Below are 22,914 nucleotides of genomic sequence, written 5' to 3' on the forward strand. Positions count from 1 at the left end.
GGGGAGGTGGGTGGCGTCATGAGCGTCGTACCACTGGAATCGGAGCGGGTGGACCCGCCGGCCGTGGACCGCGAGCCGGCCGGCGGGATCGCCGCGCGGTCGCTCACGCAGGCGGTCTGGCTGCGCCTGCGCCGCGACCGCACCGCCCTGGCCAGCGGCGTCGTGTCGGCGGTGCTCGTCGTCGTGGGCCTCGCCGCGCCGCTGATCGAGAAGGCGTACGGGATCGGCCCGCTGGACTCGTTCAAGGACGACCTGGACCGCTTCGGCATGCCGTACGGGGTGGCCGGCGGTGTCACGGGCACCCACTGGTTCGGCCTCGAGCCCGGCCTCGGCCGGGACCTGTTCATCCAGATGGTCTACGGGATGCGCACCTCGCTGGGCATCGCGTTCGCCGCGGCGCTGGTCACCACCACGCTCGGCGTGCTCACCGGGATCATCTCCGGCTACCTCGGCGGCTGGGTCGACGCGATCATCAACTGGATCACCGACGTCGCCCTCGCGCTGCCGTTCCTCATCTTCACCCTCGCCCTGATCCGGCCCCTGGAGCTCGCCTTCTACGGCCCGCGCGAGGCGGTGCCGGGCTGGTTCCGGGTCGTCGTGCTGATCGGGCTGTTCGCCGCGTTCGGCTGGACCAGCACCGCCCGCCTCGTGCGCGGCCAGGTGCTGTCGCTGCGGGAGCGCGAGTTCGTCGAGGCCGCCCGGGCCACCGGCGCCCGGACCCCGCGGATCCTGTTCAAGGAACTGCTGCCGAACCTGTGGGCGCCGATCATCGTCGTGTTCTCGCTGTCGATCCCGGCGTACATCACCAGCGAGGCGGCCCTGTCCTTCCTCGGCATCGGGATGCTGGAGCCGACGCCCGACTTCGGGCGCACCATCTTCCGCAGCCTCAACTACCTGCAGACCGACCCGGCGTACGTGTTCTTCCCCGGCGTGACGATCTTCGTGCTGGTCCTCGCCTTCAACCTGTTCGGCGACGCCGTCCGCGACGCGCTCGACCCGAGATCGACCCGGTAGGCCCGCGATGCTCAACTTCCTGATCCGGCGGATCCTGCTGGCGGTGCTCACGCTGTTCGCGGTGAGCGTGCTGACGTTCCTGATGTTCTTCGCGCTCCCCCGCGACCCGGCGACCGCGATGTGCCCGAAGAACTGCGACGCGGCCCGCCTCGAGCGCGTCCGCGACGAGCTCGGGCTCAACGACCCCAAGTACGTGCAGTACCTGCACTACGTGAAGGGGATCTTCGCCGGCCGGGACCTGGGCTCCGCGCAGGGCGGCTACTGCGACGCGCCATGCCTCGGGTACTCGTACGTCAACAGCGAGCCGGTGACCGAGACGATCGTGCGGGTCATCCCGGTGACGCTCAGCATCGTGGTCCCCGCGTCGGTGCTGTGGCTCGCCGTCGGCATCGGCCTGGGCATGCTGTCGGCGCTGCGCCTCGGCACCGTGTTCGACCGGCTCGCCATCGGCGTGTCACTGACCGGCGCCTCGCTGCAGCTGTACTTCGTCGGCGGGGTCCTGCTGCTCGTCTTCGTCTACACGCTGAAGATCCTGCCGTATCCGCGGTACACGCCGATCCTGGACAACCCGTGGGACTGGGCGACGGCGCTGATCCTGCCGTGGTGCGCCCTGGCGTTCCTGTTCTCCGCCGTCTACGCCCGGCTGTCGCGCGCACAGATGCTGGAGACGCTGTCGGAGGACTACGTCCGCACCGCGCACGCCAAGGGCCTGCCGTCCCGCACCGTCATCCGCCGCCACGCGCTGCGGGCCGCGATCACGCCGCTGGTCACCACCGCCGGCGTCGAGATCGGCGCCGCGCTCGGCGGCACGGTGATCACCGAGACCACGTTCGGGCTCCGCGGGCTCGGACGCACCGCGATCGACGCGGTCAAGGACGGCGACCTGCCGACGATCATGGGCACTGTCCTGCTCGCGGCGGCGTTCATCGTCGTCGCCAACGTCGTCGTCGACGTGCTCTACACCTTCATCGACCCACGGGTCCGGTTGCGGTGAAACGACCAGGGAGGCCACCATGCCACGCAAACCTTTGACAGCGTTGGTACTGCTCACGCTCATCGCCGGGCTCGGCGCGTGCAGCAACAACAAGCGGACCGACGACGACGCCCAGCCCGACACCGACCGGCAGGCGAGCGGCTCGATCGCCACCGACCCGAAGGACTCCAAGGGCCCGGCGGCGGAGATCCCCGGCGCCGGCAAGGGCGGCACCGTCACCGTCCTGCGGCAGAGCAAGGTCTCCCACCTCGACCCGCAGCGCGTGTACTCCTTCGTCGGCCTGACCGCGTCGCAGCTGTACGCGCGGCGGCTCACCACGTACAAGGACGACGGCAAGGGCAAGGTCGTCCTCGTCGGCGACCTGGCCGAGACGCCCGGCACCGACGTCGACAAGAACTGCAAGACCTGGGAGTTCAAGATCAAGGACGGGGTGAAGTTCGAGGACGGCAGCGCCATCACGTCCAAGGAGATCGCCTACGGCATCGCCCGCTCCTTCGACCTCGCGCTGACCGGCGGCCCCACCTACATCCAGGAGTGGCTCGCCGACTCGCCCCAGTTCGACACGAAGTTCAACTTCGCCGCCGACAAGACGGCGCTGCCGCCCGGCCTCACCGCCCCGGACCCCAGGACGCTGCGGCTCACCTTCGCCAAGCCGCACTGCGACCTGCCGTTCGCGGCGTCGCTGCCGGCGACCGCGCCCGTGCCGCCGGCCAAGGACACCGGCACCGACTACGACAAGCAGCCGTTCTCCTCCGGCCCCTACAAGCTGACGAAGAACGAGGCCGGCACCCGGCTCACGTTCGAGCGCAACACGTTCTGGGACCCGGCGACCGACGCGATGCGCCACCAGTACCCGGACAGCTACGTCTACGAGTTCGGCGCCAACATCGTCACCCAGACCAACCGCATCATCGCCGACAGCGGCGCCGACGCGGCCGCCGTGTCGTTCAACGGTGTCGACGCCTCGCTGGTGTCCAAGGTGGTCGGCGACCCCGCGCTGAAGGCCCGCACCCTGCAGGAGCCGACGCCCAGCGAGTACACGCTGACCATCAACAACAACCGGGTCACCGACCTGAAGGTCCGCCAGGCGCTCAACACCGTCATCGACCGCGACGGCATCGTCAAGACCCTCGGCGGCGACACCGTCGCGCGGGCCGTCACCACGCTCATGCCGCCGGCGACGATCGGCTGGAAGAACTACGAGGCCTACCCGGCCGGCAAGAGCGGCAACCCGGAGAAGGCGAAGGAGCTGCTCGGCGGCAAGAGCGTCGAGCTGGTCCTGGGCTTCCCCGACGACTCCCGCAACCAGGAGCTCAGCACCACCCTGAAGAGCAACCTGGAGAAGGCCGGCTTCAAGATCACGCTGAAGCCGATCGCCGCCGACACGTTCCTCGACGAGACCAAGAAGAAGGACAACCCGTGGGACCTGTACATCGGCTCGTGGGGCGCTGACTGGCCCAGCGGCGCGTCGATCCTGCCGGTGCTCTACGACGGCCGCGCCATCAAGGACGGCGGCAGCAACAACGGCGCGTCCTACCTCAACGCGCCCGCGCTCAACGCCGAGTTCGACCGCATCCTGGCGATGCCCGTCGGTGAGCAGGGCGCCGAGTGGGGCAAGCTCGACGAGAAGATCATGCTGGAGCACGCGCCGGTCGTGCCGCTGTACGTCGACGTCATGTTCACCATCCACGGCTCCAAGGTCGGCGGCCTGTTCATCGACTCGATCTGGGGCAGCGTCGCGGTCACCAACGCCTACGTGAAGCAGTGACCGGTCTTCTGTCGGTGACAAGGCCCGGGGCGGCACGCCTGGCGGACGTGCCGCACTACGCGGCCAGCACGATGAAGGTGCCGGTGTTCGTCGCCCTCCACCGGGCGGCGGACGCCGGCACCCTCGACCTCGACGCGCCGGTGCCGGTCGCCAACACGTTCACGTCGGCGACCGGCTCCTCGTACAGCTGCGACCCCGGCTACGACAACGAGCACGACGTCTGGGACCGCCTCGGCAGCGCGGCGCCGGCCCGCTGGCTGGCCCGCCGCATGATCGTGCGGTCCAGCAACCTCGCGACCAACCTCCTGCTCGCGCTCGTCGGGCTGCCCGCGGTCGCTGAGGCGTGGCGGGTGGCGGGCGCGACCCGCAGCGTCACCGGCCGCGGCATCGAGGACGCCGCCGCCGAGGCGGCCGGGATCACCAACACGGTCACGGCGGCCGACCTCGCCCTGCTGTTCGGTGGGCTCCTCGCCGGGACCGTCGCCTCGCCCGCGGCGTGCGCGGAGATGCTCGACGTCCTCGCCGGGCAGGAGCTCCGGGAGGATCTCGCGCTCGGGGTGCCCGCGGGGGTCCGGGTCGCGTACAAGAGCGGCTGGGTCGACGGGGTGCGGCACAGCGCGGGCGTGGTGCTGCCGCCCGACGCGCCGCCCTACGTGGTCGCCGTCTGCACGACCGGCGTGCCCGACGCCGCGACCGTCATCGCCCACGTGTCGAGAACCGCCTGGGAGGAGCGCCAGTGACGATCAAGGAGGTGCGCACGCACCGGGTGTCGGCGCCGTTCCACACGCCGTTCGTCACCGCGCTGCGCCGCGCCACCGCCGCCGAGTCGCTGATCGTCGAGGTCGTCGACGGCGACGGGTGCAGCGGCTACGGCGAGGCGCCGCAGGTGTGGCAGGTGACCGGCGGGTCCGTCGCCGGGGCCGAGGCCTGCGTCCAGCAGCTGCTGGGCCCGCTGATCACCGGCCGCGACGCCGACGACCTGACCGGCAATACGCGGCTCGTACAGCGGGCGGCCCAGCGCAACGAGGGCGCCAAGGCTGCCGTCGACGTCGCCCTGCACGACCTCGCCGCGCGCCGCCTCGGCCTGCCCCTCGTCCGGTTCCTCGGGGGCACCGCCACGTCGGTGCCGACCGACGTCACCCTCTCCGCCGGTTCGTTGGTGGACGCCGCCCACGCCCGGGTCGCCGAAGGCTTCCATGTGCTGAAGGTCAAGGTCGGCGTCGGCGGGGACCTCGCGCGCGTCCGGGAGCTGCGCGAGGCGGTCGGTCCGGACGTGGTGCTGCGCCTGGACGCCAACCAGGGCTGGACCCCGCGCGAGGCCGTCACCGTCATCCGCGGCATCGAGGACGCCGGCCTCGACGTCGAGCTCGTCGAGCAGCCCGTCTCCCGGCATGACCTCGACGGGCTCGCCTGGGTCAGCGACCGCGTCGGCGTGCCGATCCTCGCCGACGAGGCCGTGTTCGGCGTCCGCGACCTCGTCGAGGTGATCCGCCGCCGCGCCGCCGACCTCGTCAACGTGAAGCTCGCGAAGTGCGGCGGCATCGGCCCCGCCCGCACCCTGCTCGACCTCGCCGCCGCCCACGACATGGGCACCCTGGTCGGCTCGATGATGGAGACCCAGGTCGGCGTCGGCGCGGCCGCGAGCCTCGTCGCCGCCTACGGCACCACCGCCGTCTCGGACCTCGACGCCGCCTGGTGGCTGTCGTCCTCCCCCATCCAGGGCGGCCCCGTCTACGAGCGGGACCGCGTCCACCTCCCCGACGCCCCCGGCCTCGGCCTGTCCTTGGAGCAGCGTTGAACGTGATCCGCGTGCCGGTCGCCACCCTGTGGGCCGCGCCGTCGAAGACCCGCCCCTGCGACGCACCTGCCCTGCGCGACGAGCCCGACCACGCCGCCTGGGTCGCGGCGATGACCCCCGACGAGCAGACCAGCAGCGACGTCGTGACCCAGGCCCTCCTCGGCGACCGGGTCGTCGTCGAGGAGAGCCGCCCCGACGGCTGGTCCAGGGTGACGCTCCCCGGCCAGCACGACTACCTCGGCTGGATCCGCACCGCCCACCTGACGGCCGCACCCGCCCCTGACGACCAGGCCCCCGCACCGGCGGCGAAGCCCCCGACCGGCGAGGAGGTCCTGACCGAGGCCCGGCGCCTGATCGGCGTCACCTACGTGTGGGGCGGCCTGTCGACGCACGGCATCGACTGCTCCGGCCTCGTCCACCTCGTCTGGCGGCGCCTCGGCGTCAGCCTCCCCCGCGACGCCCACCAGCAGCAGGCCGCCACGGTCGCGGTGCCGGCCGGCGAGGAGCGCCCCGGCGACCTGTACTTCTTCGCCCGCCCCGGCCGCCTTGCCCACCACGTCGGCATCGTGGTGACGCCCGGCCACCTGATCCACGCGTCGCAGGGACGGCACGCCGTCGTCGAGGAGCCGATGCCACCGGAGCGGGCCGAGACCCTGGCCGGCGCGCACCGCGTGTGATCCGCCTATTGCGGTTCGGTCGATGTCGATGTTGGATGTCGGCAGCGCAAGGAGGCTGCGGTGCTCGCACTGCTCGGCCGGTGGACCGCCAACCACCGGATGCTCGTCCTCGCCGTCTGGGCCGTGATCGCCCTGGCCGGTGCGGTGTTCGGGGGCACGGTCTACGACCGGACCCAGTCGGTGGACGGGCTGCGCCCCGACGTCGAGTCGTCGGTCGCGCGGGAGCGCATCGACCGGCTCGCGCCGGAGGGTGAACGGGTCGTCGCGGTCATCTCGGGGCGGGACTTCAACGCGACCGCGCTCGTCGACAACGCCAGCCGGGTCATGTTCGACATCCGGGCCATCCCCGGGGTCGCGAAGGTCACCGACGCCTACACCGCCGGGTCCGGCCAGGTCTCCAGCGACAACCGCAGCTCGCTCGTCACCGTCGAGCTCAAACCGGAGCTGACCGACGCCGAGGCGCTCGCCGTCGCGGACAAGGTCAAGGCCGCGCTGCGCCGCATCGACGCGCCGCGGGTGCTCGTCGGCGGGGAGCTGCTCGCCGAGCGGACATTCGGCGAGCAGGCGATCAAGGACGCCGCAATCGGCGAAGGGGTCGCGCTCGTCGTGCTGTGCGGGGTCCTCGCCGTCATCCTCCGCGGGATCGTGGCGGGCAGCCTGCCGCTGGTCGCCGCGCTCGGCACGGTCGCCGCGACGCTGCTCGCGCTGGCCGGGCTCGCCGGCGCGATGCCGGTCAGCGAGTACTCGGTCAACGTCGTCACCCTCCTCGGGCTCGGCCTCGCCGTCGACTACAGCCTGCTGGTCCTCACCAGGTTCCGGGAGGAGCGCGCCGCGAACCGCAAGGCGGCGCTGCCGGACCTCCTCGCCACGACCGTCGCGACCGCCGGGCGGGCCGTGCTCGTCTCCGGGCTCGCCGTGGGCGCCGCGCTCGCCGGGCTGTTCGCGTTCGCGGAGCCGCTGCTCGCCGCGATGGCGCTCGGCGGCGCGCTCGTCGTCTGTCTCGCCACCGCCGCCGGCCTCACGCTGGTCCCGGCCCTGATCGCGGTCGCGCACCAGAGGATCCCGGCATTGGCGGTACCGACGCGGAAACAGCGACCCGGAGTCCTGGCGCGGCTCGCCGCATCCGCGCAGCGACGCCCCGCGGCCGTGGCGCTCGGCGTGACCGCCGGGCTGGTCCTGCTGAGCCTGCCCCTGCTGCACCTCACCCTCGCCAACTCCGACGCCCGGTCGCTGCCCACGAAGAGCGAGGAGCGGCTCGCGTACGAGGCGGTCGAGCGCGACTTCGCCAAATGGACGACCCAGCCCGTCACGGTCCTCATCGAGGGCGGCGCCGGCGACGCGCCGGTGGTGCCGGTGCTGGAGCGGATCCGCGCCCTGACCGGCGAGGCCGAGCTCGACCTGCGCACCGGCCTGCCCGCCGGCGTCACCGTGGTCGACCTGCACCCGGCCGGGTCCGGCGAGCGCCTCGTCGGCCAGGTGCGCGCCATCGACGCGCAGGTGCCGGTGCTCGTGGCCGGTCCCGCCGCCGAGCTCATCGACGCCCGCGAGTCGACCCGGTCCAGGCTGCCGATCGCGATCGCGGTCATCGTCGTCGCCACCGCGATCCTGCTCTTCGCGCTCACCCGCTCGGTCGTGGTGCCGGTGAAGGCGCTGTGCATGAACGTCCTCACGCTCGTCGCCACCCTCGGCGTGCTCGTCGCCGTCTTCCAGTGGGGCTGGGGGTCGGCGCTGCTCGGGTTCGAGCCGTGGGGGGCCCTGGACATCACCACGCCGCTGCTGCTGTTCGTGTTCATCTTCGGCCTGTCGATGGACTACGAGGTGTTCCTCCTCGCCCGCATCAAGGAGGAGTGGGACGCCCGCACCGGCGACGACCGGGCCGCGAACGACCGGGCGGTGCTCGCCGGGATCACCGCGACCGGGCCCGTCGTCACCACGGCCGCCCTGGCGATCGGCATCGTCTTCCTCGGCTTCGCGCTCGGCGACCTGATCGCGGTGAAGGAGATCGGCGTCGGCATGACCGTCGCCGTGCTGCTGGACGTCACCGTGGTCCGCGGGCTGCTGCTGCCCGCCACCATGTCGCTGCTCGGCACCGCGAACTGGTGGCGGCCGGGCTTGAAGCCGGGTGGCACACTTCGCTCACGGGGGAGCTTGCCTCACAGGGAAGTGACAAGCGGGAGGTAGGACGATGCGCCGGCCGTTCGTGGCCCGCGACCCGGAGCGGGCCGTCGTCGAACGCACGATCACCGGCGCGGAGCCCGGCGGGGCGCTGCTCATCGGCCCGGCGGGCATCGGCAAGAGCCGGCTCGCCGACGAGGTCGTCACCGCCGCCGGCCGGCAGGGCCACCACGCCATGCGGGTGCACGCGTCGGAGGCGGCGCGGGAGCTGCCGCTCGGGGCGCTCGGCCCGCTGCTGCCGGCGCAGCCGCCGAAGGACGTCGCGGCCGTGCTGCGGGCGCTGGTCCCCGGGCACGGGCGGGGGCTGCTGTTCGTCGACGACGTCGACCTGCTCGACCCGATGTCGGCGGCCGCGGTGCACCAGATCGTCGCCAACGGTCTCCTGGACGTCGTCGCCACCGTCCGCGCCGGCGTCGAGCTGCCCGCGTTCGTCACCGCGCTCATGCGCACCGGGCGGCTGGAGCGCGTCGACCTCGGCCCGCTGACCGCGGCGGGCGTCGCCGAGCTGGTCGCCGCCGTCCTCGACGGGCCGGTCTCCAGCATCACCGTCGCGCACGTGCAGCGGCTGTCGGCGGGCAACCCGCTGTACGTGCACGAGCTGCTGACCGACGCCGTGGAGTCGGGCGCGCTCGCCGTCGTCGACGGCCTGTGGCACCTGCGGCAGCTGCCGGCCGCGTCGCCGCGGCTGACGGACCTGCTCAACGCCCGGCTGCGCAGCACGAGCCGGCAGGAGCGGCTGGCCCTGGAGCTGCTGGCGATCGCCGGACAGCTCGGTCTTTCGCAGGTGTACGGGCTGAGCGACCACGACGCCGTCGAAGGGCTCGAACGGCGCGGGCTGATCACCGTCCGGCAGGACGGCCGGCGCACGCACGCCGCGCTCGCGCACCCGCTGTACGGGGAGATCCTGCGCACGACCCTGCCGGTGTCGGTCCGTCTGCGGCACAGCCGCACCCTCGCCGACCTGTGGGAGCGCACCGGCGCGCGGCGCCGAGAGGACCTGCTGCGCTGGGCGGTGTGGCGGCTCACCGGCGGCGGGCCGGTCAACGCGGCGTGGATGACCGAGGCGGCCCGCCTCGCCACCCTGCTGCGGGCCCGGGTCGCCGTCCGGGAACGCCTGGCCAGGCACGCGTGGCGGGCGACCGGCGCGGCGGAGGCCGGGCTGCTGCTGGCGGCGGCGCAGTTCGACGCGGGGCGGTCCGGCGACGGCTACGCGGTCCTCGACCGGATCGCCGCGACCGCCGGCACCGACGAGGACCGGGCCGGCGCCGCGCTCGCCCAGGCGTTCTACCTCGGGTGGGGCGCCGGCCGGCTCGACGAGGCCCTCGCCACCCTGGAGCGGGCCGGGACGGTGGTCACCGACCCGCAGTGGCGGGCGGCGCTCACCACGCAGCGCAGCATGCTGCTCGCCGCGTCGGGCGCCCCGGACGACGCACTGGCCCTGCTGGAGCCGGTCCTCGGCGCTGACGGTGCCCTCACCCTGCAGGCGTCGGCGGCCGGGGGTCTGGCGTACATGCTGGCCGGCCGGTTCCCGGAGGCGATCCGCCTGGCCCGCCGCGCGCACCGGCTCGCGACCAGTGCCGAGCGCGCGCACCAGGACATCGGCGTCCTGCCCGGTCTCGCCGGGCTGTGCGTGCGGGTGACGACCGACGCCGGCCACGTCGCCGACGCCCGGCGCTTCGGCGAGACGGTCCTGCGGACCGCCGCGAGCAAGGGCGACGCGCACGGCCTCGCCTGGATCACGGCCGGCCTGGCGAGCCTGGAGCTGCCGGCCGGTGACCTCGAGGCCGCCCGCGGCCACGCGATCGAGGCCGCCGCCTACTTCCGGCAGGTCAGCTCGCCGATCGGGCTCGGCTGGGTGCTCGCCATCGGGCTGCTCGTCGCCGTCCACGAGGGCGACCCGGCCCGGGCGGCGACGATCGCGGCGGAGCTGGCCGCGACCCGGCCCGAGCAGCGGCAGGTGCAGCTGTACCACTACGAGATCGACCGGGCGCTCGCCTGGCACGAGACGCTGACCGGCGACCCGGAACGGGCCCGGCACCGGCTCGCGGCGCGGGCCAGGCACTGGTGGGACCGGGGCGCGCTGCTGCCCGGCGTCGTGCTCTGCAACGACCTGGCCAGGCTCGGCGGCGCCCGGCAGGCCGCGGCGATCCTCGGCGACGTCCCACCCGGGTGGCCGCTCGGCGAGGCCGTCGCGGCGTTCGTGCGGGCGATGGCCGGCGGCGACGGCCCCGGGCTGGAGGCGGCGGCCCGGCGCTTCGACGAGCTCGGGTTCACCGTGTATGCGGCGGACGCGGCGGCGGCCGCGTGGGCGGTGAAGGGCTCCGTCCGGGACGTCAACCGGCTCGCCGCCGCCGTCGCCGCCTACACGGCACGCTGCCCGGGGCTGCGCACCCCGCTGCTGGCCGCGGTCGACGCCGAGCACCGGCTCACCCCGCGGGAGCGGGAGATCGCCTCCCTGGCCGCCGCCGGGTTCAGCAACCGGGACATCGCGGAGCGGCTGACGCTGTCGTTCCGCACGGTCGAGAACCACCTGGCCCGCGTCTATCTCAAGCTCGGCCTGCACGGCCGCAACGAACTGAGTGGTGCGCCGCCACGAATCTGAGTGGCCGCCACTCATGACGCTGCGCATACCGCCCAGCCACTGTGTGCCGAGCATGTTTCGTCGTGCTGCCTGACCGCGCCATCGTGCGGGCCGGCCGCGCGGCGACGAAACGATGACATCTGGGGGCGGACGGTGACCGTCGACGCGACGTTCGGGCAGCTCGTGAAGACCCGGCGGCGCGCGCTCGACCTGACCCAGCAGGACCTCGCCAGCCAGGTCGGCTACTCGGTCATCACCATCCGCAAGGTGGAGACCGACGAGCGCCGGCCGTCGCGCGAGCTGGCCGAGCGGCTCGCGAAGTGCCTGCACATCGCGCCCGAGCGGCAGGGTGCGTTCATCGGGCTGGCCCGCCGCCAGGCCGACTGGGTCGACGACCGCGACACCCCCACCAACCTGCCGACGCCGCCGACCCGGCTCATCGGCCGCGGCCACGAGCAGGCCGCGGTGCGCACCGAGCTGCTGCGGCAGGACAGCCGGATGCTGACGCTCGTCGGCCCGCCCGGGATCGGCAAGAGCCGGCTCAGCGTCGAGGTCGCGGCGGAGGTACGGCCGCTGTTCCCCGACGGCGTGCACTTCGTGGCGCTCGCCCCGCTCGGCGACGAGGCGCTGCTGGTGCCGAGCATCGCCACCGCCCTCGGCGTCCGTGAGGTGCCCGGCACGCCGCTCGGCATGGCGCTGCTGGACCACCTGCGGACCCGGCGGCTGCTGCTCCTGCTCGACGACTGCGAGCACCTGCCGGGCGCGGCGCGGCTGGTCGCGGAGATGCTGTCGGCCGGCCCGCAGCTGCGGGTCCTCGCCACCAGCCGGGCGCCGCTGCACCTGCGGGGCGAGCGGCTGTTTCCCGTGCCGCCGCTGCGGCTGGCGGACGACGGGCCGGCGCTGACCGCGGAGACGGCCGCCCGCGCCGCCGCCGTCGAGCTGTTCGTCGAACGAGCCCACGCCGTCGACCCGCACTTCGCCCTCACCGACGCCAACGCCGCCGACGTCGCCGCGATCTGCGCCGGCGTCGACGGGCTGCCCCTGGCGATCGAGCTGGTCGCGGCGCGGATCACGCTGCTGAGCCCGCCGGCGATCCTGTCCCGTCTCTCCGACCGCCTGGCCCTGCTCACCGACGGGCCGCGGGACCTGCCGGAGCGGCAGCAGACGCTGCGGCGGACCATCGACTGGAGCTACGACCTGCTCGACCCGGCAGAGCAGCGGCTCTTCGCGCGGCTGGCGGTCTTCACCGGCGGCTGCACCGTCGCCAGCGCCGAACAGGTCGCCGGCCTCGACGGCGAGCGGCCCGGGGCGATCCTGCACGGGCTGACCGGCCTCGCCGACAAGAACCTCGTCCGGCAGGAGGTCCGCGGCGACGGCGAACGCTACGCCGTCTTCTTCGACATGATCCGCGAGTACGCCCTGGAGCGGCTCGCCGCGTCCGGCGAGGAGGACCGGATCCGCGCCGCGCACGCCCGCTACTTCCTCGACCTGGCCGAGATCGCGTACGGGCAGCTCGGCGGCGCCGCACAGGAACAGTGGCTGAGCCGCCTGGACGCCGAGCACAACAACCTGCGCGCCGCCCTGGAGTGGCACGTGCAGAGCGACGACGCCGAGGGCGGGCTGCGGCTCGTGGCGGCGCTGTGGAAGTTCTGGCACATCCGCTCGCACCACACCGAGGCGGGCCGGTGGACGACCCTGGCGCTGCACCTGACCGGCGAGCACGACCCGGCGGTCCGCGCGCGCGTGCTCTACGGCGCCGGCTGGATCGCCGTCGACCGCGGCGACCACCTCCTGGCCCGCGCCTGCTTCGGCGAGAGCCTCAACCTGTGCCGGCGGCTCGGCGACCCGCGCGGGATCGCGGAGGCGCTGCACGGCGTCGGCGTGATGCAGCAGGCGTCCGGCTCCGGCCGGCAGGCGCTCACCCTGTTCGAGGAGAGCCTGGAGCTGTACCGCGGGCTCGGCGACGACGAGGGCATCGCCTGGTCGCTGGACCATCTGGGCGAGGGCCGGCTCGCGCTCGACGACCCAACCGGCGCGGAGGCGCTGTTCGAGGCGGCGCACACCATCTTCGGCCGCCTCGGCCACGCGTGGGGCGCCGTCATCACCCTCGACCACCTCGGCCTCGCCGGCCTGGTCCAGGGCGACCACGCGGCGGCCGAGGAGCGCTTCGCGCGGGCGCTGGAGCTCTTCGGCGAGCTCGGCAGCACGTGGGGCGTGTCGACCGCGGTCGCCCACCTCGGCCGGGCCGCGCTCGCCGCCGGCGACCTGCAACGCGCCAGGGAGTGCTTCGGGCGCTGCCTGGCCCTCAACCGTGCGGAGGCCGACCGTGACGGGGTCGTGCGCTCGCTCGCCGGCCTGGCGGGCGTGGCGATCGTGGAACACGACCTGGAACGCGCGGCCGGCCTCTTCGGCGCGATCTCCGCGGTGTCACGCGTGCTCATGGACCCGGTGGAGCGGGCCTGCCAGGCGCGTGACCTCGCCGTGGTCCGGCGGCACCTGGGCGACGAACGCGTCGCCCGGGCGTGGGCCCGGGGCGCGGCGGGCGGACTGGACGCCCAGCACGAACCGGTGGGCACCGGCTGACCCGCCGGTGCCCACCACCTCCACCCCGGCGGCGGCCGCCCTTCGGCAGGAGGTCGATCATGGCGTTGTTCGCGGCCCTGTGCTGTGGCAGTCTGTCCCGTGGTGAACGGCCGAGGCGATCAACGGAGACGGCCGGACCGGGGACTGCTGGCGCTCGCTGCCGTGTTGCTCATTGCGGGATTGGCGCTCGCTGCCGGGACGCCGGTCCTCTTGTCGTGGAACCACGACAAGGCCGAACGGCTACGCGCCACCGGAGTGCCAGTCGACGCCTCGGTCACCGGCTGGTCCACACAGCAGCGCAGCACGGCGGCCGCTGACTACATAAGGCTGACGTACACCTACAACGGCGTGCGGTATTCGGCCCAGACGCGATGCGGCGGCAGCGGCGGGTGCGCCGAACCGCCTGGTCCGATGCTGCGGATCTGGGTCGACCCGCAGCATCCCGACGAGTTCGTGACCAGCGACGGCAACACCGACGACTCGAACCTCGCCACCCGCTACCTTCTGCTACCGGCCGGCTTCATGACACTGGTCGGCGGCCTCGGCATCTGGGTCGCCACGGCGCTTCCCTCAACCCTGTTTCGTGGGCGCCGGCGGGCGTGAGACCCGATCGACCGGCAGGTGCAAGTTCGGCGCTGCCCGGGACGTTCGTGCCGATCGTTGGCAGGGGTTTCGAAAACGGTCGACGGTGGTGTGGGTACCGGAGAAGCATCGGACAACTTGGGAGTTCTACCTCGGCTGGCAGCCCGAGCTGCAGACGAAGATGCGCAACTTCCTCGTCAACGCCCGCAACACCGGCACCGTGCCCAACATGATCGGCTGGCACAACCTCGGGCCGAGCCCGGGTGACGTGCCCGAGACGCTCAGCCGGTACTACCGCCCGCTGGAGAACGAGCTCGGCATCCCCGGCAGGCCGCTGCCGGTCGTCATCGAGGAGCACGGCTCGGGCGGCGCGAAGGACTTCGAGGGCGTGCCCGGTTCGATGATCAAGCATTGGGCGGAGTTCGAACGGTACAACGTCGATCACGCGATGATGGGCATCTACACGAACCCTGGGCTGCTGGGCAACACGCTGCGGCGCACGTCGGCCGGGCTCAAGCCGAACGCCGGCTGGCAGATGATGGCCTGGTACAAGGCGATGACCGGCACCCGCGTCGACGTGAGCCGGTGGGACACGCGACGGTACCTGGCCTCCGACGGCGTCGCCAGCTGGGACGACGAGCTCCGGACCGTGCAGATCCTCGTCGGCGGCGAGGACAACGACGTCGACGTGCGGGTGCTCGGCCTGGCCCGGCGCGGGCTGACCGCCGTGACCAACGCCCGCATCGGCGGCTTCCGCTGGAACGAGTTCCCCGACAAGGTCGGCGGCATCGACCTCCCGGACAGCGCCGTCGAGTTCGCGGTCGAGGCGCCGATGACGGGCACCTACCGCCTCGAGGTCGGCTACGCCAACGGCACCACCACGACGTCCACGCATCAGATGTACGTCAACGGCGCCGCCGCGGGCACCGTCTCCTACCCGAGCACCGGCGCGTGGTTCGACGGCCCGACCCAGGACCGTGCCGGTCGCGTCGCCCCGGTGACGGTCCAGCTCAACGCCGGCACCAACCGGATCCGCCTGCAGAAGGGCGTCGGCTACGCCGAGCTCGACTACGCCGAGCTCAAGAAGACCGACGCCTGACCGGCCGTCGATGGCGAAGGGGCGCCCCCTGGATCCGGTGGGCGCCCCTGGGCCGGTCAGGTCACTTGTAGGTGATGTCGCTCTTGTTCACCTTGCAGTTGGCGTCGTTCCAGCCCTCGCCGAGGTAGGTCGGCTCGGAACCCTTGCTGACGCCCTTGTACTTGCCGCACACCGTGGTGCTGGAGCCGTTGTAGACCGTGACCCGCGTGATCGTCGCGGTGTCGCCCCAGTTGGAGTTGATGCCGGCGACCATGTCCACGTCGTCGACGATCACGTTGTCGATCCGCACGTGCCGCTGGTACGAGCTGGAGCAGTTCCCGCACGCCCGGTACAGCTTGCCGGTGCCCTTGAGGTAGAAGCCACTGATGCTCACGGTGCCGTTGCCGTTGTGCTGGAACGTCTTGTCGGAGCCCGACCGGGCGCCGCCGCCGATCACGTACGAGGTGCCGCCGCCGGTGCCCTTGAACGTGGCGGCGTCCTCACCGATGTCGTTCCACCACACGTTCCTGAGCGTGCAGGTGCCTTCGCAGTGCACACCGTCGCCGGCGGGCGAACCCAGGATCACGTTCTGCAGGGTGCCACCGTTGGCGATCTTGAACATCGGGTCCTGGCTCTCCGACTGGCCACCGTCACCGATGCAGCAGTAGGTCTTCATGCCGCCGTCGAACGTGCCGGAGACATTGACCGTGCCGGAGATCGTCACGTTGCCCTGCGACGCCGGCCACGACGTGGTCGGGTTGCCGCCCCCGGTCGAGGTCGGGGTCGGCGTCGGGTTGCCGCCGCCGGTCGAGGTCGGCGTCGGGTTCGAGCCGCCACTGGCGTACGTCTCGAACTCGGCGATCCGCGGCGTGCCAGACGCGCTGGTGATCTCGAAGGTGAGCTTCTTCAGCGACACTGACGAGAAGTTGATGGTGCTCGGGCTGCCGCTGCCGCTGGCCAGGACGGCGCTCGTGTCGTAGTTCAGGACTCGCCAGGCGCCGATGGACCCACCGCCCGAGGCCTGCCGGATGACCGCCGAGGCCACCGTTGTCGTGCTGCCCCACTTGATCGAGATCGAGCCGGTCGAGCCGTCCGGCGACCAGTAGGTGCTGGTGTTGCCGTCTTTGACATTGCCGTAGCTGGTGCCGCTGGCCTTACTGGAGCCGTCGGCGCCGGCGCTGAGGCTCAGGTTGTCGGCTGCCGCGGCTTGGGGCATCTGCAGCGTCAGCGTGACACCGGCGGCTGCGACCGCGGCGGCTCCCGCAGCTAGCCACCGTACGGCGACTGGTCGTCTCATCCGTGTCTCACCTTCCGAGAGTGGACCGCTCTCCCGACCATGACGGGAAAGCGCTTTCCTGGGAACGTAGGGACGAGCCGATGCCGAGGCAATCGGATGTCCGGTATCACCCGTTTATCGGCGTGACCAACCGTGAAAATTCCAGGGTCCCGACCCCGACCGACTGGCGCACCGAAAGCGGGGCGGCGTCCAGCACGGGACGCGCCGCCCGTACCTCGCCGGCGATCATCCCTGGCGGTCTTGCAGCTCACCGCTGCCTGAGTAGGTGATCGGCGAACTGGACCGCCTCGACGGGCGGGCCCGGCGCTGGCGCTTCGCCCTCGGCTGCGTCGCCGCCGCGGTGGTCGTGCCGCCCTGGGGGCCCGCGGCCGCGGCCCTCGCGGCCATGACGGCCGCCGCGGCCGGCGCCGGCGGGCTGTACGTCGCCACACACGTGCACTACCGGCTGCACACCGACGGCTGGACCTGGGCCGGGACCTTGATCCTGCTGCTGCTCCTGGTCGGCTACGTCCTCGGCGGGGGCGTGTTGCTTCGCCGCCCGGGTGTGGCCGGCCCCGGACTGGTCGGCGCCCTGCTCGTCACCGCGGCCTGGCTGGCGGTCGGTGGGTTCACGTTCGAGGAGTGGCTCAAGCCGATCCCGCACCACCCGTGGTTGATCGTCCTGACGCCCGTCCTGGTCGGCGCGGGCGCCACGCTATGGGGCGGCGGCGCCGCTGTCGGCCGGCGCGCCGCACGCCTGGCCACCGTCACCGCCGCCCTGGCCGTCTACCTGTACGGGGTCCTCGCGGTCGCGGTCGTCGGCGCCACCGGGCACGATCCCAGCGACGGATGGACGACCGCCCAGATCGTCGCCGACGACCTCGGCAACCAGGCCGTGTTCTACCTTGTGGCGCTGCCGCTGGTGACCTCGACCATCGGGTGGGCCGCTGCCACCGCCACCGCCCGCCTGCGCTTCGGCAGTTCGATGCCCGCGCCGGCCTACCTCGCTGTCCGGACCGCAGGCCCCGGGCCGGCGGCGGATCCCGCACCGGTAACCACGCAGCCGCAGTCCCGCCCGGCACGAGAAGCCGGCGGCGGCACACCCGGTGCGATCCCCGCTGCACCGGCCCGCCGGAGCCGAGCCTGGTTCCTCCTGCTGCTGTCCGCCGCCCTGGCAGCAGCGGCGTTCCTCGTCCTGTTCACCATGCTGAGCCCCCACGCGTAACCTCGCCCCTCGGCACGCTCGCGCGGCGCGGTGCACCCCGCCTTCGTCTCCGGCATTACGCACAATCGGCAACTGCCAGGTGCTGATCAACCCACAACGGCCAGGGGACGTGACCGGCCCGGTGCGCAGGGCCGCGGACGAGGCGCAGGACGTCCTGGTGGTCTACTTCTCGGGGCACGGTCAGCGCGACCCCCGGCTGCGGGGTCTCTACCTCCAGGTCGGTGACACCGATCCCGACGACCTGCCGGCGACGGCGATCGACGTGCAACACATCCGGAGCCTGATCCTGGAGAGCCGGGCGCGGTACCGGATCCTGATCCTCGACTGCTGCTACAGCGGCGCGGCGCTGCCGCTGATGGGCGACGGCGACAACGAGTCCGACCTGCAGGAGGCCGACGGGTGGCCATCCTGTCGTCCGGTGACGCCAACTTCCACGCCAACCCGGTCGACGTCGAGGGCCGGTTCACGCTCTTCACCGGGGCGCTGATCCGCGCCGTCCGCCAGGGCCTCGACAACGGCGAGCCGACGCTGACCATCACCGCCGTGTTCCAGCACCTCCGCGCGGTGCTCGGACAGCCGCGGATCAACCAGAGCGGCGCCATCGACCGGGTCGGACTGTTCCGCAACGCCCGCTACGAGGGAACCGTCGAGCCCGACCAGCTCGCCAGCGGGGGCACGACGTTCCGGGCGCCGGCCGAGCTGATCCGGGAGCGGATGCGGCAGGTCGCCTGGACGGTGACGCTGACGTTCGCGTGCGCCGTGGCGCTGTCCGAAGGTGATCGCGACACCGGCATCGCCGGGCTGGTCATCGCCATGATCGGGGTTCTCGTCGCGCTCTACCGACTGTTCTGGATCACCACGCGGCTGCGCATCACGCCGAACGGCATCGCCCACCGCAGCCTGCTCTGGGACCGTCAGCACAGCTGGGACGAGATCCTCGGCGTCCGCCTGCGGAGGTCCCGCTCGCTGCTGTTGTTCCCGCGGTACGACGTGGAGATCCGGACGGAGACGACCGAGACCACAACCACGTCGAGCACCATCACCACGGGCAAGGACGACCGGCCGACGACGTCGAAATCGACCACGGTCAAGGCGTGGGACACGTTGTGCTCGCTCAACGACGTGGACGCCCCGGCCGCGCAGGTCGCGCACGCGTTGAGCGCCGCCGCCGGCCGGAAGGTGCTGACCGTCGACGAGATCGACGACCGGGTCAAGCGGTTCCCGGCGCCGGTGGACCGGCTCGGCGGCCGCCTGTTCACGATCGCGGTGGGGGCGCTGCTGGCCGCCACGGTCGACTGGTTCACCGCCGTGCTGGTGACCGTGGCCGTCGCGGTGCTGTTCGCCCGCCTGGTGTTCGAGAAGCCCTGGCGCACCATCGGCGTCGGCGCCGACGGCATCGAGATCGCCGGCCCGTTCCGCACCACCAAGTACCCGTGGGCGGGCATGCGATACGTGGCGGTGCTGCCGTGGCGCACCCGGCTGCCGGGCCGGCGGATCCTGTACATCGCCGACCGGCTGGCGCCCGACAGCCAGGTCCACTCACCGTGGCTGATGACGGCCCGAGACAGCAGCATCGTGGTCCGCAACCTCGCCCTGTCGGTGTGGAGCGCCCGCCGCCTGATGGCCGCCCTGGAACAGTTCGGCGGCGACAGCTGGCGCCCCAACATGCGCACGCTCGACGTCCGCGACCACCGCCCGGACCGCACCCGCCCCTGACCGGCACATCCGTCAGCCAAGCTCGCCGGGTCAGCGATTCGCGGACGTCACCTCACCACTCGGCGGCGGGCTGCACGACGTCGGGGCCGCCGGTGTGCGGGGTCGAGACGTAGCCGCTGTGCGGCTCCGGCAGCGCCGCCACACACCTCGCAGAGCAGGCATTGACCAGCAACGGCAGCACGTCAGTGCCGACCCAGCGAGAGATCCAGACCTGGCGCAGCTCACGGTCGACCGGCCCGTCGCAGACGCTGCAGATCCGCACCGCGTCGGCACCCCACACACCCGGGTCGAGCACTGCGAGGTCCACATCCCCGGCACCGGTCAGCGGCCGCAGCGCCGGAAACGGCGACCGGTACTTGAAGTTGCCGTACAGGGCTCGCGTGCTCACCGTGCTGTGGGCAAGCTTCGCGCATCTGGTCAGCTCGTACGGGTACCAGTGCAATCGGTGCGACGTGTAGGGCTCGAACATCTCAAGACTCGTCATGGCCCCGATCTCCGGTGGGATGCGCACCAGGTTCGTGCCGTACAGCACCAGATGTTTGACCGCGGTCAGCTTCGCGATCGCCGTCGGCAGCGTGACGATCTGCCGCCGCTCGGGAGCGCTCAGCTCCACGAACGGTTTGAACACCGTCCGCCCGTCCGCCGCCGCCTCATCGATCAGCGCCAACAGATGCCGCCAGCCGGCCGCCGAGGTGTCCTGCCGATCCCCGTGGAAGGAGACGGTTGCCGGCTGCGTCTCGTCGGGGTAACCGGTGCACAAGCACCTGTCCCGGTCGGGCCCACCCCCATCGGGTCCGACCGCGTCCGCGAACCGGTTGGGGAACACGTGCGGCATGACCTCGTCTGCGCCCATCAGGGGAGCATATCGATGGCACCGGCGTCCTGGCCGGCGGCTGGGGGCGCGTTCAGGTGGCCGTCGGATGCGGCTGGTCGTCGGAGGGGACGTGGACGTGGAGCTTGTCGTACCAGCGCGATCCTAGCCGGCGGCGGGCGGGCGGGCCCGTGCCTCGGGGTGAGGGACGGGCCCGCGACTGCGTGGACTACGGGCCGGTGCAGAAGCCGACGTCGTTCGTCGTCTGGCCGGGTTGGAGGATCTTGTTCCAGGGGTTTGCGGGGTCGGCGTGGGCGTTGACGGCGGTCGCGCCCTGCTGGGTCAGGACCATGTTCCAGGTCTGGCTGATGTGCTGGCCGGCCGGGATCGCGAAGGTCGCGAACCATTCCTTCGCCGCGCCGGTGTTGTTGGTGACGTACACGTCGGCGCAGTAGCCGCCCTGGCTGACCGGGCGGACGCCGGGCGGACGGACGACGACGGTGGCGGGCAGCGTGGACTGCTCACCGCAGTACATCGTCAGGTCCAGGTTCGTCACCGGCGGCAGGTTCGCCGACACCTGCTTGGCGGGCGACTCCACGAACGTCTGCGAACTGCCGGGCGCGGTGCACCCCGCCTTCGTCACCCGCACCTTGTACCAGCCGGGCGAGACGTCCCACCGGTAGAAGCCGTAGCCGTTGGTGAGTGACGGGTTCGCCCGGTTGCGCGGCGACATGATCGTGGTGCTGCCGTTGGGGACGGCGGTGTACGTGCCGGTCTGCGTCGCCGAGCGGTACAGCGTCACCGTCGCCCCGCTGATCGGCGAACCGGCCGTGTTGGACACCTTCCCGCTCGGGTCGATGAAGAGGTTGCCGGTGCTGGTGAACGTGACGCCGTTGCACACGATGGTGATGATGACCTGCGCCTCGTCGTGCAGGACATAGCCGGCGGCCGGGTTGCGCAGCGGGCCGACGCCGGTCGCCGCGTAGTTGCCGGACCCGACGTGGGTGAGGGTGCCGTTGAGCCGGAACCCTTCCGTCGGCGGGGTCGTGTTGTAGTTGCGCCCGACGATCGTCCACGTGGCGCTCGTGGCCGGGGTGCAGCCGGTCGCGTTGATGGTGAACACGTCGTCCCAGTGCACGAGCGGCGTGCCGTCCGGCGTGGCCCGGCCGCCGGTGTTGATGCCGCCGCTGACCGCGACCGGGTTCACGCTGAACCTGGTCGTGGCGAGCGTCGAGGTCTGCGGCAGGTTCCAGATCTCGAAGCCGGCCTGCACCGAGGTGACCCACCACTTCGGCTCCAGGCAGATCGTCTGCTCGGGGGTGATCGGCGAGCCGGGGTCGGTGGAGCAGTAGATGCCCATGTCGTCGAGGCTCGCGGCGTACTTGGTGAAGATGTGGCTGTCGAAGCCGCCGTTGGCCGGGACGGTGCCGGGCACGGCCGGGTCACCGACGAGCCCGGTGCCCTTGGTACGGGCGACGAACGAGATGACGTTCCACCGCACGCCGTTGTCGAAGCTGCGGACGCGGCCGCCCCACACGTCGAACGTGGTGTCGGTCGCGACGCCGTTCACCGTGGTGCGGATGCCGGGGATCTTCACGTCGACGAGGAGCGGCATGCCGGCCGGCTGGATCTTGCCGGCGTGGGCGGCGTACGCCGTCGGGTTCTGCGCGTCGCCGGGCTGGGCGTTCACGTAGCCCTGGTTGTTCACCCAGATCATGATCTCGGCGCCGTCGTTCTGGCCCGGGTTGTTCAGCAGCTGCGGGTTCGTCGGCAGCGTGCTGCCCTGCGTCGCGCAGGTGCTCGGCTGCGGGCGGCAGTTGGAGTCGAACCAGATGTCGTAGGACGCGTCCCAGGCCTCGTTGCCGCCGGGGGTCGCCGGGACGGTGATGTTCCAGACCGAGTCCATCCGGGCCACGCCGGCGGTCTGCTTCGGGAACGGCGCACCGGCCGGGGTCGTGCCCGACGGCGAGCAGGTGCCCCAGTGGCAGCCGGAGATGATGCTCGGGTACGCGGCCGGCGCGTGGATCTGGTGGCTGAACTCGTTGGCGGTGCCGGTGGTGTGGTTGACGCCGTCGTTCGGCGGCTGCTGCGCCACGAACGGCGCGGTGCCGCCGGTCGTGGCGTACTGGTCGCGCACGCCGGAGTTGGGGTTGACCCACGGGTCGCCGGTGCCGGCCCAGTCGCAGTTCGGGTCGAGCGGGTCGGTCCCGTTGGTGCAGGCCGGACCGGTGTTCGGGTCGGTGCCGAAGTACGAGTTGGCGGTGTAGTTGGTGACCGAGAACCCGGTGGTGGCGGTGTCGTAGTTCATCGTGAACCCGCCGCTGACGGCCGGGTTCCACAGGTTCGTCGCCACCTGGTACTGGCCCTCGGGGGCGGTGACCTGGGTGCTGAGGTAGCGGGTGCCGCCGCCGTTGTACGTGGCGGCGGGGGTGAAGGTGGACGGTGCGGCGTGCGCGGCCGCGGCGGGCAGGAGGGCGGCGACCAGCCCGGCCACCGCCACGAGTGCTCGACGCTTTCCGGTTCCCACGTGCATGCGATGCCTCCAGGATGTGGATGTGCATCTATTGGTTCAGCGGCGGCGTTTGTACCGCGAGGTGAACCGGCGATACGGCCGGCGCTACGGGCCGCGATACGGC

17 protein-coding genes are annotated in these 22,914 nt (G+C 72.3%); 14 read left to right on the plus strand and 3 right to left on the minus strand.

The window, feature by feature from the left end; translation table 11 throughout:
• Positions 1–18 precede the first annotated feature (18 nt).
• From ACQEVZ_RS44430 to ACQEVZ_RS44480, 11 genes are all read left to right on the plus strand, one after another.
• Positions 19–1,014 carry an ABC transporter permease gene (locus ACQEVZ_RS44430; RefSeq protein ID WP_433379322.1) on the plus strand — a complete coding sequence of 332 codons (996 nt, stop codon included), beginning with the start codon at positions 19–21 and terminating at the stop codon, positions 1,012–1,014.
• Positions 1,015–1,021: 7 nt separating this feature from the next.
• On the plus strand, positions 1,022–2,008 hold the full coding sequence (locus ACQEVZ_RS44435) for an ABC transporter permease (RefSeq protein ID WP_433379325.1): 987 nt from the start codon (positions 1,022–1,024) through the stop codon (positions 2,006–2,008).
• A 19-nt stretch (positions 2,009–2,027) separates the two neighbouring features.
• Positions 2,028–3,776, plus strand: coding sequence for an ABC transporter substrate-binding protein (locus ACQEVZ_RS44440; RefSeq protein WP_433379328.1), 1,749 nt, complete (start codon positions 2,028–2,030; stop codon positions 3,774–3,776).
• Positions 3,773–4,516 carry a serine hydrolase gene (locus tag ACQEVZ_RS44445; RefSeq protein WP_433379331.1) on the plus strand — a complete coding sequence of 248 codons (744 nt, stop codon included), beginning with the start codon at positions 3,773–3,775 and terminating at the stop codon, positions 4,514–4,516. Before ACQEVZ_RS44440 ends, ACQEVZ_RS44445 begins: the two co-directional genes overlap by 4 nt.
• Positions 4,513–5,574 (plus strand): mandelate racemase/muconate lactonizing enzyme family protein, encoded by a 1,062-nt coding sequence (locus tag ACQEVZ_RS44450; RefSeq protein ID WP_433379334.1) that lies wholly within the window; start codon positions 4,513–4,515, stop codon positions 5,572–5,574. The genes ACQEVZ_RS44445 and ACQEVZ_RS44450 overlap by 4 nt, the downstream gene beginning before the upstream one ends.
• A gap of 2 nt (positions 5,575–5,576) precedes the next feature.
• Complete coding sequence (locus ACQEVZ_RS44455; RefSeq protein ID WP_433386067.1) at positions 5,577–6,251, plus strand: C40 family peptidase; 675 nt, start codon at positions 5,577–5,579, stop codon at positions 6,249–6,251.
• Between the two features lie 60 nt (positions 6,252–6,311).
• A complete protein-coding gene (locus tag ACQEVZ_RS44460; protein WP_433379337.1) occupies positions 6,312–8,432 on the plus strand; it encodes an MMPL family transporter in 2,121 nt (706 codons plus the stop codon).
• A gap of 4 nt (positions 8,433–8,436) precedes the next feature.
• Positions 8,437–11,028 carry a LuxR C-terminal-related transcriptional regulator gene (locus ACQEVZ_RS44465; RefSeq protein WP_433379340.1) on the plus strand — a complete coding sequence of 864 codons (2,592 nt, stop codon included), beginning with the start codon at positions 8,437–8,439 and terminating at the stop codon, positions 11,026–11,028.
• 132 nt (positions 11,029–11,160) lie between these two features.
• Positions 11,161–13,590 (plus strand): tetratricopeptide repeat protein, encoded by a 2,430-nt coding sequence (locus ACQEVZ_RS44470; protein ID WP_433379343.1) that lies wholly within the window; start codon positions 11,161–11,163, stop codon positions 13,588–13,590.
• 162 nt (positions 13,591–13,752) lie between these two features.
• Positions 13,753–14,193, plus strand: a complete 441-nt coding sequence (locus ACQEVZ_RS44475) for a DUF3592 domain-containing protein (protein ID WP_433379346.1) — start codon at positions 13,753–13,755, stop codon at positions 14,191–14,193.
• Between the two features lie 88 nt (positions 14,194–14,281).
• Positions 14,282–15,271 carry a CBM35 domain-containing protein gene (locus ACQEVZ_RS44480; protein WP_433379349.1) on the plus strand — a complete coding sequence of 330 codons (990 nt, stop codon included), beginning with the start codon at positions 14,282–14,284 and terminating at the stop codon, positions 15,269–15,271.
• 61 nt (positions 15,272–15,332) lie between these two features.
• Here ACQEVZ_RS44480 and ACQEVZ_RS44485 read toward each other — a convergent pair whose 3' ends face one another.
• The gene (locus tag ACQEVZ_RS44485) at positions 15,333–16,547 is read right to left on the minus strand and encodes a pectate lyase (protein WP_433379352.1); all 1,215 of its coding nucleotides are present in this window, start codon (positions 16,545–16,547) and stop codon (positions 15,333–15,335) included.
• 265 nt (positions 16,548–16,812) lie between these two features.
• Between ACQEVZ_RS44485 and ACQEVZ_RS44490 the strand changes: the two genes are divergently transcribed.
• The 3 genes from ACQEVZ_RS44490 to ACQEVZ_RS44500 all read left to right on the plus strand — a co-directional run bounded on the left by ACQEVZ_RS44490 (position 16,813) and on the right by ACQEVZ_RS44500 (position 19,467).
• A complete protein-coding gene (locus tag ACQEVZ_RS44490; protein ID WP_433379355.1) occupies positions 16,813–17,751 on the plus strand; it encodes a hypothetical protein in 939 nt (312 codons plus the stop codon).
• A 79-nt stretch (positions 17,752–17,830) separates the two neighbouring features.
• A complete protein-coding gene (locus ACQEVZ_RS44495) occupies positions 17,831–18,238 on the plus strand; it encodes a caspase family protein (RefSeq protein ID WP_433379357.1) in 408 nt (135 codons plus the stop codon).
• Entirely contained in the window at positions 18,151–19,467 is a 1,317-nt protein-coding gene (locus tag ACQEVZ_RS44500) for a PH domain-containing protein (protein WP_433379360.1), read from the plus strand. Before ACQEVZ_RS44495 ends, ACQEVZ_RS44500 begins: the two co-directional genes overlap by 88 nt.
• A gap of 52 nt (positions 19,468–19,519) precedes the next feature.
• Here ACQEVZ_RS44500 and ACQEVZ_RS44505 read toward each other — a convergent pair whose 3' ends face one another.
• Both ACQEVZ_RS44505 and ACQEVZ_RS44510 read right to left on the minus strand, forming a co-directional pair.
• Entirely contained in the window at positions 19,520–20,320 is an 801-nt protein-coding gene (locus tag ACQEVZ_RS44505; RefSeq protein ID WP_433379363.1) for a leucine-rich repeat domain-containing protein, read from the minus strand.
• Between the two features lie 187 nt (positions 20,321–20,507).
• Positions 20,508–22,811: a cellulose binding domain-containing protein gene (locus ACQEVZ_RS44510; RefSeq protein WP_433379366.1), complete on the minus strand. Its 2,304-nt coding sequence runs from the start codon at positions 22,809–22,811 to the stop codon at positions 20,508–20,510.
• Between the last annotated feature and the right edge of the window lie 103 nt (positions 22,812–22,914).

Origin of the sequence: Dactylosporangium sp. CA-152071 (genome assembly GCF_050936335.1) — a bacterium.
Classification (GTDB): Bacteria; Actinomycetota; Actinomycetes; order Mycobacteriales; family Micromonosporaceae; genus Dactylosporangium; species Dactylosporangium maewongense.